Below are 12,439 nucleotides of genomic sequence, written 5' to 3' on the forward strand. Positions count from 1 at the left end.
AGCGGTTTATAGTCCCACCCCCCAAACGAAGTCAACACACCAATTTCAAAAAAATGAAGTTTCTTATAACTAACTGATTTATATGAGATATTTCATAAACAGCCTGTGAAGGGCCAAAAAGCCGGCGAATTAGCCGGTGCTTAACCCTTGGCGGGCCCCACAAGGCGCCCTTTCTCTAGGGGCCGGACAAATAGCCCCGGCGCCACGTTCATTTTCGCGTGGCGAGCAACCGCGACTCCACGTCCAGAAACCGCTTGTGCCCCAGATATCCGGCGCCGTCCTCAATATCGGCGGCGATGGCCGTCTTCAACGCTGTCACATCCTTTGCAGCAATCGCCTCCAAAGCCTGGACGTGGCGGTCGACACGGTAGCTTTCGTCGAGGTTCTCCGTCGCCTCGCGCATGAAGGGGCCAAGCCGTAGCCAGACGGATTCAATCAGCGGCAGAAGAACGGCAGACGAGCGGACTTCGTAGAGACAGCGGTGGAACGCGAAATTGGCTTCGATGCCCTGCTCGATATTGCCAGCCTTGTAGGCGACATCGATCTCGTCATCGAGTTGCTGCAGACGCGCCAGCCGCAGGTAGTCGATGAAGGGCAGGGCGCGCTCGGCGGCAACGGTCTCCAGAGCAATGCGGGCGGCAATGATCTCGTCGAATTTTTCCGGATCGATATCCGGCACCCGGACACGGCGGTTATCGAGATGCTCCAGCGCACCGTCAGCGACAAGCCTGTGCAGCGCCTCGCGGACCGGCATGGCGCTGACCTGCAGCATTTCGGCGATCCCCTGAATGGTCACCGGCAGCCCGGGCGGAAAACGGCCGGTCATGATGGCCTGACGCAGGCAGCGATAAACCCATTGCTTCATCGATTCCATTGGCAGCTTGCTGAGCGAAACCAGCCCGATCACATCCATCTGTTTCAAAAGCCCTGATCCTCCCCTGATTGATACTATCAATATGGATAATCCGAGACCCGGTCGAGGCGCGATTTTTCCGCCTACCACCATCGCCCGTGACCGAACCGTTTCCAATGCGATTGGTGGTCAGCTCGCGCCAGGTAACATCCCTTTGCAATTTGATCATATAATGGGTAAGAATGATCAAAATAACTATGAGCGTGCGACGTTCTTGATGTTCAGACGCGGGACGCCCGGCTCGGTTAAAACAGCTTTCCAACGAACGGCCGGATCGACGCCCGAAGGTGGCATCGCAACACACCCCTTGGCCGGGCACCCGCAATCGCCTGGCCAACGGCACAGAACTGGTGGACAATGATAGATGAGAATGAAGCCTCTGATTTCATAAATCGCAACCCTGACATCGAGGTGCTGGAAGCCTTCGTGATCGACGTCAACGGCGTGCCACGCGGCAAGTGGATTCCGCGCGACCGGGCGCTGGATGTGCTGATGAAAGGCATGGCCATTCCGCGCTCCGTCTATGCGCTCGACATCTGGGGACGCGATGTCACCGATGCCGGCCTGGCGGAGGGAACCGGCGATCCCGACGGCCTGTGCTTTCCCGTTCCGGGGACACTATCACGGGTGACCTGGCTCAACCGCCCGACAGCGCAAGTCCTGCTCAGCATGAAGAACCCCGATGGCACCGGCTTCTACAGCGATCCGCGCCAGACGCTCGTTGACGTGATGCAGCGCTTTGCCAAGTTGAAGCTGACGCCGGTCGTGGCGACCGAGCTGGAATTCTACCTGATCGACCCGGTCCGCTCGGCCCTCGACCCGGTACGGCCGCCCAATACCCGCGAGGGACGCTGGCATACGGGGCAGACGCAGGTCCTATCGATATCGGAGCTGCAGGATTTCGAGCATGTCTTCCACGAGATCGCCACCGCGTGCCGCGCTCAGGGCGTGCCCGCCGATACGACTCTGCGTGAAAACGGACCCGGCCAGTATGAAATCAACCTCAACCATGTGCCGGATGCGCTCAAGGCCGCCGACTATGCCGTGTTGTTGAAGCGTATCGTCAAGGGCGTTGCGCGCAGGCACGATCTCGATGCCACGTTCATGGCCAAGCCCTATGGCACACAGGCCGGCTCCGGCATGCATGTGCATTTCTCCATTCTCGACGAGGACGGCCGCAACATCTTCATCGGCGAAGACGGGCCAGCCGAAACCTTGATGCATGCGGTTGGCGGGCTTCTCGAAAACATGGGCGACAGCATGGCGGTGTTTGCTCCACATCTCAATTCCTACCGACGCTTGCGGCCGAGCGAACATGCGCCGACCTATGCCTCCTGGGGATTCGACAATCGCTCTGCCGCGGTGCGGGTGATCACCGCGAGCAAACCGGCCACCCGTATCGAGCATCGCGTCGCAGGGTCCGACAGCAATCCCTACCTGGTTCTGGCGATGATCCTTGGTGCAGCCCTGACCGGCATGCGGGAAAAGACCAAGCCGGGCGGCGCCATTACCGGCGACGATCATGCCGTCAACCACCAACCGCTACCGACCAACTGGGACTATGCCCTGCAAAGTTTCGCACGGTCGGGTTTTGCCTATGCGACGCTCGGGCCGAAATACCGGTCGCTTTATACGGCCTGCAAGCGGCAGGAGCTTTCGGAGTTTTCCCTCAGAGTGACGGACGTCGAGTACGACGCCTACATCAGGACGGTCTGACATGAATATCGCTGATATCGCTTCCAAAAACGCCAATCCCGGTCATGCGCCGTCCTGGTACGCGGCCTCGGCAAACGACCGGCGGCTGCGGCCCATCCTGCAAGGCGAGACCTCGGCGGATGTCTGTGTCATCGGCGCAGGCTTTACCGGTATTTCGGCGGCGCTGGAACTGGCCGAGCGCGGCTTTTCCGTCGTGGTGCTCGAAGGCGAACGGATCGGTTACGGTGCTTCCGGGCGCAATGGCGGCCAGATCGTCAATGGTTATAGCCGCGACCTGGAGACGATCGCTAAGCGTTATGGGCCGGAAAAGGCCTCGAAACTGGCTGCTATGTCGCTGGAGGGCGGCAACATCATCCGCGAGCGCGTGGCTAAATACGCGATCGATTGTCATCTGGTCGATGGTGGGTTCTTCGCTGCTTTTACCGACAAGCAGATGCGCGAGATGGCGGACCACCGCGCGCATTGGCAGGCGCGCGGCCATGCCGGTCTCGACATGGTATCCAAGGCAGACGTTGGCAAATATGTCCGCAGCGGCCGCTACGCCGGTGGCATGATCGACCGGTTTGGCGGACATATCCATCCGCTCAATCTGGTACTGGGCGAGGCCGCAGCGGTCGAAAGCCTCGGCGGGCGTATTTTCGAAAGTTCGCGCGTGACCGGCGTCGATCAAGGACCATCTCCCGTCGTGCGCACCCGCACGGGGTCAGTGCGGGCGAAATATGTGCTTGTCTGCGGCAACGCTTATCTCGGTGAACTGCTGCCGGAGATCGGCGGCCGGATGATGCCGGTTTCAAGCCAGGTACTGGCGACGGAACCGCTTGAGGCCGGATTGATCGAAACCCTGCTGCCAGCCAACTACTGCGTCGAAGATGCCAATTACGTTCTCGATTACTATCGCCGCACCGCAGACAACCGGCTGCTATACGGTGGCGGCATCGGTTATGGCGGCCAGGATCCGAAGGATCTGACCGCCGTCATCCGGCCGAATATGTTGAAGACCTTTCCGCAACTGGCCAAAGTGAAGATCGATTATGCCTGGAGCGGCAATTTTGCCCTGACGCTGACGCGCATTCCGCATATGGGCAGACTGTCCGACACGGTCTATTTTTCCCATGGCGACAGCGGACATGGCGTCACCACCACGCATCTGCTCGGCAAGATTCTTGGCGAAGCGGTGGCTGGTCACGCCGAGCGGTACGACGTGTGGAGTTCGCTACCCAACCTTCCATTCCTCGGCGGCAAGACTTTTCGCGTGCCGTTCACCATGATCGGTGCCTGGTGGTATGGGCTGCGCGACAGGCTCGGTCTTTGACGCCAATCGAAGACGACGGCAAAACCGTATTGCCGCATCGGCAGCCGGCGGATATCGTCGGCATGGACAAGCAACCGGTTTCCGCGAAAGACCATCTTATGACGAAGGATGCAGTGCGCAGAGAGCATGAATTTGTTTCCACGCCATCGGCGCGGACGCTTCATGCCGAACTGATGCTGCTGTGTGCCCGTATCGGCTATTCCCCACCCGTGTCCATCTGACCTTGTTTCACCACACGCCAGAAAACCAAGGACACGATGATGACCCTTTCGAACCACAAATATTCCCTGCCGGAGTTGCAGGCGCAGGATGCTGCGCATTTTCTTCACCCATTCACCGACCACAAGGAACTGCGAGCCCAAGGATCGCGCATGATCGTACGCGGCGAAGGGGCCTTTATCTACGATAGCGAAGGCGGTGAACTTCTCGACGCGATGGCCGGGCTCTGGTGCGTCAACATCGGGTATGGCCGCGACGAACTGGCGGAAGTGGCAGCCGCACAGATGCGTGAACTGCCCTACTACAATGCCTTCTTCAAATGTGCGACGCCCGCCCCGGTGCAGCTGTCCGCCAAACTTGCCGAACTTGCACCGCCGAATATCAACCAGGTCTTCTACGGTTCGTCGGGTTCGGAATCGAACGATACCGCCGTTCGTCTCGTTCGCCATTATTGGGCGCTCGAGGGCAAGCCGGAAAAAAACATCATCATCTCCCGCAACAATGCCTATCATGGATCGACTGTCGCCGGCGCCTCGCTCGGCGGCATGAGCCATATGCACAAGCAGATGGGCGGCATGGTGCCCAACATCGTCCATGTGCTGGAACCTTATGCGTACGAGCTGGCTTTGCCGGGAGAGAGCGATGATGATTTTGGCCTGCGGGCGGCGCACGCCATCGAGGAAGCGATCCTTGCCGCCGGCGCCGACAAGGTTGCAGCCTTTATCGGCGAACCGATCATGGGGGCAGGGGGCGTACGGATACCGCCCGCAAGCTACTGGCCGGAAGTCCAGCGGATCTGCAGGAAATACGATATCCTCTTGATGCTCGATGAGGTCATTACCGGTTACGGCCGCACCGGCGAATGGTTCGCCGCCACCACCTTCGGCATCGAGGCCGACACGATCACGACCGCAAAGGCGCTGACCTCCGGCTATCAGCCGCTGTCGGCGCTCCTGGTCGGAGACCGGATTGCCAATACGCTGGTGGAAAAGGGCGGAGAATTCAACCACGGCTACACCTATTCCGGCCACCCCGTGTGCTGCGCGGTCGCCTTGAAGAACCTGGAAATCATCGACAACGAGGGCCTTGTCGAGCGGGTCCGGACCGATACCGGCCCCTATCTTGCCAAGGAACTGGCCAGACGGCTGAACGCTCATCCGCTGGTCGGGCAGACACGGTCGATCGGGCTGATGGGAGCGGTCGAAATTGTCCGGGACAAGGCTGAACGGACGCGGTTCAAACCGGACGGATCCGCCGCGATCAAAGTCCGGGATCACGCCGTCCGGAACGGCTTGATGATCCGTGCCACGGGCGACACCCTCATCATGTCACCGCCACTGGTCTGGACCCGCGAAACAATCGACCTCGCCTTAAATCGCCTGCTGGTGGCTCTTGACCTTGCCGAAGCCGATCTGGCTCCGCTTCGATAGAAACTGAACCGGCCGCTGCCAAACCCGATGGCGAGGCTGCGGCCGTTATCAGCGTCTCGATCTGTATGCAGCATCGGCCAAACGCCGCTCAATGCGGCGCACCTTGCTCAATCGTTTCCAAGCGCAAGTCGCGCTCAAAAAAGGATATTTCGATGCACTCGCACCTCCCATCGAAAAAAGCACTCGTCCCGTTTGTCAGCGTCGCCAACATGATGCGCCTTGTTCATGCTGTTGGTATCGAGACCGTGATGGTGGAATTGGCTGATGTGATCGAAGCCGATTTCCGGCGGTGGGATTTGTTCGACAAGACGCCCCGCATTGCCTCGCATTCCAAGGAAGGCGTCATCGAACTGATGCCGACCTCGGACGGCGATATCTACAGCTTCAAATATGTCAACGGCCATCCGAAGAACATGGCGCAGGGTCTACAGACAGTCACGGCTTTCGGGCTGCTGGCGGAAGTTTCCACCGGCTATCCCGTCCTGTTGACCGAGATGACGCTGCTGACGGCGCTTCGCACGGCCGCCACCTCGGCAATGGTCGCCAGGCATCTTGCGCCGAAGGGCGCACGCACCATGGCCATCATCGGCAACGGCGCACAGGCGGAGTTTCAGGCGCTGGCGTTCAAAGCGGTGTGCGGTATCGACCATGTGCAACTCTACGACATCGACCCGCTGGCAACGTCAAAGGCCGTGCGCAACCTCGCTCACTCGGGCTTGAAGGTGACCGCCTGCACCTCGTCGCAAGCTGCGATCGAAGGCGCCGGCATCATCACCACCTGCACGGCCGACAAGCAGTTTGCCACCATTCTGACAGACAACATGGTTGGTGCTGGGGTCCATATCAACGCCGTCGGCGGTGATTGTCCGGGCAAGACCGAACTGCATCACGACATTCTCAGCCGTGCCGACACGTTTGTGGAATTCACGCCGCAGACGCGCATCGAGGGAGAGATACAGCAGATGCCGCCCGAATATCCGGTAACCGAGATGTGGAAGGTTGTTAACGGTGAGGCCATCGGCCGCCGTGACCCCGCCCAGATCACGCTGTTCGACAGCGTCGGATTTGCAATCGAGGATTTTTCAGCGCTGCGATATATCCGCAGCAAGTTGAATGGAACGGGATTTTACCAGGACCTCGACATGATCGCCGACCCTGATGATCCACGCGACCTTTTCGGCATGCTGCAGCGGTCGGAGAAAGAATAGGGGCATCGACCGGCCCGGACGCCCGTTTGTTCGGCATGAGGGGCGCCACAACCGGCGCCCCTCAATCAAGAGGCTCATCTACCGCTGCGAACGGCGTCGATAAGCTTTCGGCAGGCGGCCGGAAGGTCGGCCTTTTCACGCAACAGAGCGCCACCGATCAGATACATCACGGTATCGCCATAGGCATCGCGCATTTCCGGCACGCGCTCAAAGGTCATGCCGCCGCCGGGAGCGGGCAGGATTGGCTTCAGCCCGCCGAGATCGCTGGTGCAGCCATCGACGATCGCCAGGCATTCCTCGCGGGAAAAGCTGAAGCGGCCACCGAAATTCGGATAGATCACCGCGTCAACGCCCATCAATCGCTGTAGGATGCCGTAGAAGAAGCGATGGGAAAAGCCCGTGGTCGGCGTAATGACATTGGTGCCGCCGAACGTCGGATGGGAGACGATCGGCAGGCCGAAATCAGGGTTCGAGGCCAAAGCGCGCGATACGTCGAAGCCGACCAGGGATGGCGCCAGCATGACACCACCGGCTCCCATCTCCTTGGCCATGAAGGCGCGCTCGAATATCTGGTCGGACGGACCGGTGATGTTGGGCACATAGGTGGTCGCAAAGCCGGTTTTTGCATTGGCGTCGCCGATGGCATCGGTGCAGGCTTTCACACGCTCGGCAAACGGCGATGTCTTCTGGTTGGCAAGACCATGGTCGTCTTTCACGTAGTCCATTCCGCCCAAAGCAAACTGACGGGCGAGCCCGGCAAGTTCGGCTGTGGAGAGGCCGACCGGCTTGATGGCCGACATCAGGATCGGCCCCTGTTTGACACCGGTGCGCTCGCGCAGCCCCGGTATTCCGAACCGGGGACCGGATACCAGCTTGATGATCGCGGGCGACAGCGTCATCGTCTCGACCCGGGTCTGTGTCCGGATCGAGGAATTGCCAAAGACGATGTTCAGCAGTTGCGGAAAATCGTCACCGATATCATCTTCGCTATAGGAGATTTCCGTGAGGAACCCGCCACGTGTATCGGTGCAGGGCAGGACGCTTTCGATCTGCCCGAGAATCTCGTCCTCGATGTAACCGGCCGGTACGATATCGCGCGGAATTTCGACCGTCTGCTCGACGGCAATCTCCAGAGCACGGGCGCGGGCTTCCGCCTCTGTCCCGACGCCGATCCAGTAGGTAACGAAAAAGCGATCCATTACAGGGCCTCCGCCTTCTGGGCCGAATGCACCGTATCGATGCGAACCGCCTCCAGCTCGGCGTCGCCGATGTCGAGATCCTTGCCGAGAAGTTGGCCGATTGCCGAGACCAGCGCACTCGCATCGAGCCCGTATTTCTTCATCAGGTATGGTTTGGAAGCGCCATGGGCGAAGGTATCCTGCAGGCCGAGGCGCCGCAGTTTGATGCCGAGGCCTTCTTCCGCGAGGATTTCCGCGACCAGCGAACCGAGGCCGCCATTGATGGTGTGGTTCTCCAGCGTGACCACGCCCTTCTTGCCACGTGCTGCCTTGATCAGGCCTTCGCGGTCGAAGGGCTTTAGCGTCGAAACGTGCAGATGATGGACGCCGATACCGCGCGCCTTCAGCGGCTCGGCGGCACGCAGTGCCTCTTCGGTGCAAACACCTGATGTCACGACCAGCACATCATCGCCTTCGCTGAGCGTGCGCAGCTTGTTGAATTCGAACGGTGTCGAAAACAATCGTGGCACTTCGCCGCGCAGCACGCGGGCATAGACCGGGCCATCGATGCTGTCGGCAACTTCAAGCACGGTTTCGACTTCGGTGGCGTCACCGCATTCGAGGATCGTCATGTTGGGGATGGCGCGCATCACCGAGATGTCCTCGATCGCCTGATGGGTGATGCCGCCCGGCGTGGTGATACCCGGCAGGAAACCCATCAATCGAACCTGGCGATTGGAGTAGGCGATCGAGTTGATCAGTTGGTCATAGGGGCGGCGGTAGAGAAAGACCGAAAACGTATGCAGGAACGGTCTGAAACCCTGCATGGCGAGGCCGCCGGCAAAGGACAGCATGTTCTGTTCGGCCATGCCCAGCGACAGGAACTGGTCCGGGTGCCGGTCGCGGAAGCCATCGACCTCGCAGGACGAGGTGAGGTCTGCCGACAGGCAGAGAATATCCGGACGTGCGGTCGCGAAGGTTTCGAAAGCCTTGGCATAGGGACGGTTGACGATTTCGACCATGATCAGGCCCTCGCAATTTCGGCTTCATCGACACCAAGTTCGGCGGCAATGGCGGTCTGCATTTCCCGGCGTTCATCCGCCGATTTGAAACGGACGTAGTGCAGGCGCGGGAAGCGCTTCTTCAGGAATTCCATGCCCTGGTAGGGTGACGTGTTGGCAAGGATGATCAACGGCTTGCCCGGCTCGGCACTATCGGCGGCAGCGCGCATGGCCCCCAGATCATGCCCGTCGATCGAGCGGCAGGTGACGCCGAAGGAAGCAACTCGGGCAGCAAGATCGCCAAGATCAAGAACCGACGACATTGCGCCGTCGCATTGCTGGCGATTGACGTCGACGATAACGCGGACGTTGTCGATGCCGTGATAGGCCATTGCCGCTAGGCATTCCCAGGTCTGTCCTTCCTGGAACTCACCGTCCGACATATAGACCCAGACCTTGCCGGGCTCGCCCTTGCGCTTGCGCGCCCAGGCGATACCAGCGGCCATCGATAGCCCCTGCGCCAGCGAGCCGGTGGTCACTTCCATGCCGGGACTGTGTTCGGCACCAATCATTTCGACCGACCCGCCATCGACATTGAAATGGTCGAGTGCATGTTCGTCCATGCGGCCGACCTGAATTAGCGCCGAATAGATCACCAGCGCATAATGGGCTGGCGAGATGATCAGCCGGTCGAATTCCGGCGCAAACGGGCCGTGATAGCCGGCGCCGGTAAATGCGTCCGGGTTGGTGGCAGACGGCACGCCGCCAAACGGCAGCGGCACCTTCGGCAATGTCGGTTCGCCGAGTGTCAGGGCCTCGTTGTAGAGAAAGGCAAGGCTTTCGGCAGCCGAACAGGCCTGGCTGAGATAGCCGCCATTGTTGCGCATCGTGTGAAGAAAGACACGCTTGCGAATACCGGCGGCGACATCTTCGGTGGACTGCTGGTTGGAGAGGTTCATGGCTCAGCTCCGTTCCGGAAACAGGGCTTTCAACCCTTGAGGCGAGGCATCGGCAATGCCGCGCTCGGTAATCAGGCCGGTGATCAACCGGGCCGGGGTAACGTCGAAGGCCGGATTGGCGGCAGGGCTGCCCTCCGGCGAGATGCGCACCGTGGCAATGGAGCCATCGACGGCGCGGCCCTGAACGAAGGTTACTTCCTCGCTGTTGCGCTCCTCGATCGGGATTTCCCTGACGCCATCATGCACGGTCCAGTCGATCGTGGGAGAGGGCAGGGCGACATAGAAGGGAACGCCGTTATCCTTGGCGGCAAGTGCTTTCAAATAGGTGCCGATCTTGTTGCAGACATCGCCATCGGCTGTGGTGCGGTCGGTGCCGACGATCACCATGTCGATCTGGCCATGCTGCATCAGGTGGCCGCCGGCATTGTCGACGATCAGCGTATGCGGGACGCCATGGCCGTTCAGCTCCCAGGCGGTCAGCTGTGCGCCCTGGTTGCGCGGGCGCGTCTCATCCACGTAAACATGGACCGGAATGCCTTCTTCCGTTGCCATATAGATTGGCGCGGTGGCCGTGCCATAATCGACGGTTGCCAGCCAACCGGCGTTGCAATGGGTGAGAATGTTGACGGGTTCGCCCGGCTTCTTGCGCGCCGCGATTTCGCGGATGACCTTCAGTCCATTAGCGCCGATGCTGCGGTTCAGCTGTACATCTTCCTCGGCAATTTCGGCTGCACGGCGATAGGCTGCAGCAGCACGTTCCGGAACCGGTACTTTCCGAAGTCCGTTGCGCATCTCGTCCAGCGCCCAGCGCAGGTTGATCGCGGTCGGCCGTGTCTCGTGTAGCACGTCCCAAACAGCATCCAGCGCTACATCGCTGCCGTCGTCCTGCATGGCGATGGCGACACCATAGGCGGCAGTGACCCCGATCAGCGGTGCGCCACGCACCCACATGTCGCGGATGGCAACGGCGACATCATCGACGGTCTTGAGCGTGACGACCCGGAATTCGTGCGGCAGCCAGCGCTGGTCGATGATGTCGACCGACCGGCCATCCTCGTTGAGCCAGATGGTATGGTAATGGCGATCTCCGACGTTCAAATGACTGTCTCCTTCTCGAGGCGTTCCGCAAGCGCATTGATCTCGGCAATGCTGTGGATGCGGCGCCGATTGACGGCTAGATGGCGCCCGAGCTTGAGCGCCTTGGTTTCGCAGCGTGCCCGGACATCCGGGTCTTCGATGGTTTCAAAATCGGCATTATGGGCAAGGCCGAGAATGCGGCGGTGCATCTCGATTCCGGCAAAGCCGAGCATGTCGGTCCACAATGTCTGCAGCACCTCATTCAGCGCCTGTTCCGATCCCAGGTGATCGCCCTGGTCTTCGAACAATGTGCGTTGATAAAGGATGCCCGTACGCTCGGTGCGCCAGAGATGCGAAAACTCGGTGCGGAAGGTCTCCCAGATCTCGACGATCACACCAAGAAGGTAGCTCCGCATGTCTTCGCGGCTACCGTCGTGTTCGTGACCGGACTGCGAAAAGTAGCTCATCCAGAAATTCGACAGCAGCATGCCGACATCGAGAGCCATCGGTCCATAGAAAGCAAATTCCGGATCGATGACTTTCGTTTCAGTCTCGATCACCATGACCGAGCCGGTATGAAGATCACCGTGCAGGAGTGTTTCGGCATTGGCCGTAAAGAGATGTTTCAGCCGCTGCGCTTCGACCTTGAGGTCGCGGTCAGCGCGGAGTTGAGCAACGATCCCATCAAGCTGGGGCGTGGTGAAATGATTGAGCTTGGCGTCGAAATACGGGTCGGAAAAGACCAGGTTTTCGGTGATATCGCAAAGCTCGATATTATCGGCAAACAGCGCCAGGTCTTCCTTGCGCTTGCGTGCTTCCATCGACAGATCGGAGCCGCGGAACAGCGTGCGGGCCAGAAACAGGCCAAGGTCCCGGGAAATCTTCGGCAGTTGTCGCCCGTCGATTAGAGCCCGGCGCAGGATCACATGCGGCGTCAGGAACTCCATGACGATGATCGCCTGTTCGCGGTCGAAATAAAGAACCTCCGGCACCATGCCGGGATCGCGTTCCGCCTCGCGCTTCAGCGCATGATATTCGAAATAAGAGCGCTTCAGTGGCAGCGGCCAGCTCTCGCCGACAAGGCGCACATAAGGCAGCGCCTGCTTGACGATAACGCTGCCGGCGTCGCCGTCGACGATGAAAACGAGATTGAGATTGCCGTCGCCGACTTCACGCACTTTCCAGCGCGTACTCTCTGTACCGATCCTGCCGGCCAGGGCCGCGTTGCTGCCCAGCCGCTGCGGCAAGGTCTCGGGCGTCAGCGCTTCGAAATTGTTCGTACTCATGATTCCTCCTCTCCATCGGAGCGGCGCGCCGGGCAGAAAAACACCTGGCACTCTCCTCGTTCCGCTCCCGGCGTCATGCGTCTCCACACGCAGTCACGCCGTCCTTTCTCTTTTGGTAAGCCACCATTCTGTCAAATGTC

Annotated in this window: 11 protein-coding genes; 5 read left to right on the forward strand and 6 right to left on the reverse strand. The window is 60.0% G+C overall.

What is annotated here, in order from left to right; translation table 11 throughout:
• Positions 1 to 208 precede the first annotated feature (208 nt).
• Positions 209 to 913, reverse strand: coding sequence for a GntR family transcriptional regulator (locus ASD36_RS23470; RefSeq protein ID WP_060503428.1), 705 nt, complete (start codon positions 911 to 913; stop codon positions 209 to 211).
• A 357-nt stretch (positions 914 to 1,270) separates the two neighbouring features.
• Between ASD36_RS23470 and ASD36_RS23475 the strand changes: the two genes are divergently transcribed.
• The 5 genes from ASD36_RS23475 (at position 1,271) to ASD36_RS23495 (ending at position 6,798) form a co-directional block, all read left to right on the forward strand.
• Entirely contained in the window at positions 1,271 to 2,629 is a 1,359-nt protein-coding gene (locus ASD36_RS23475) for a glutamine synthetase family protein (RefSeq protein WP_060511920.1), read from the forward strand.
• Positions 2,630 to 2,636: 7 nt separating this feature from the next.
• Complete coding sequence (locus tag ASD36_RS23480) at positions 2,637 to 3,941, forward strand: FAD-binding oxidoreductase (RefSeq protein ID WP_210171865.1); 1,305 nt, start codon at positions 2,637 to 2,639, stop codon at positions 3,939 to 3,941.
• Between the two features lie 62 nt (positions 3,942 to 4,003).
• Entirely contained in the window at positions 4,004 to 4,162 is a 159-nt protein-coding gene (locus ASD36_RS23485; protein WP_156393911.1) for a hypothetical protein, read from the forward strand.
• 39 nt (positions 4,163 to 4,201) lie between these two features.
• A complete protein-coding gene (locus tag ASD36_RS23490) occupies positions 4,202 to 5,590 on the forward strand; it encodes an aspartate aminotransferase family protein (RefSeq protein WP_060503490.1) in 1,389 nt (462 codons plus the stop codon).
• Between the two features lie 152 nt (positions 5,591 to 5,742).
• Positions 5,743 to 6,798 (forward strand): ornithine cyclodeaminase, encoded by a 1,056-nt coding sequence (locus ASD36_RS23495; protein WP_060503432.1) that lies wholly within the window; start codon positions 5,743 to 5,745, stop codon positions 6,796 to 6,798.
• 74 nt (positions 6,799 to 6,872) lie between these two features.
• Here ASD36_RS23495 and ASD36_RS23500 read toward each other — a convergent pair whose 3' ends face one another.
• Genes ASD36_RS23500 through mtnK form a run of 5 tightly spaced genes read right to left on the reverse strand, consistent with a single transcriptional unit; the run spans position 6,873 to position 12,299 of the window.
• A complete protein-coding gene (locus ASD36_RS23500; protein WP_060503433.1) occupies positions 6,873 to 7,997 on the reverse strand; it encodes a RuBisCO large subunit C-terminal-like domain-containing protein in 1,125 nt (374 codons plus the stop codon).
• The gene (locus ASD36_RS23505) at positions 7,997 to 8,998 is read right to left on the reverse strand and encodes a transketolase C-terminal domain-containing protein (protein ID WP_060503434.1); all 1,002 of its coding nucleotides are present in this window, start codon (positions 8,996 to 8,998) and stop codon (positions 7,997 to 7,999) included. Before ASD36_RS23505 ends, ASD36_RS23500 begins: the two co-directional genes overlap by 1 nt.
• Positions 8,999 to 9,000: 2 nt before the next feature.
• Positions 9,001 to 9,936: a 1-deoxy-D-xylulose-5-phosphate synthase N-terminal domain-containing protein gene (locus tag ASD36_RS23510; RefSeq protein ID WP_060503435.1), complete on the reverse strand. Its 936-nt coding sequence runs from the start codon at positions 9,934 to 9,936 to the stop codon at positions 9,001 to 9,003.
• Positions 9,937 to 9,939: 3 nt separating this feature from the next.
• Positions 9,940 to 11,034, reverse strand: coding sequence for an S-methyl-5-thioribose-1-phosphate isomerase (mtnA, locus tag ASD36_RS23515; protein WP_060503436.1), 1,095 nt, complete (start codon positions 11,032 to 11,034; stop codon positions 9,940 to 9,942).
• On the reverse strand, positions 11,031 to 12,299 hold the full coding sequence (mtnK, locus tag ASD36_RS23520) for an S-methyl-5-thioribose kinase (protein WP_060503437.1): 1,269 nt from the start codon (positions 12,297 to 12,299) through the stop codon (positions 11,031 to 11,033). The genes mtnA and mtnK overlap by 4 nt, the downstream gene beginning before the upstream one ends.
• Between the last annotated feature and the right edge of the window lie 140 nt (positions 12,300 to 12,439).

This window comes from Rhizobium sp. Root1334 (assembly GCF_001426665.1).
GTDB lineage: Bacteria > Pseudomonadota > Alphaproteobacteria > Rhizobiales > Rhizobiaceae > Pararhizobium.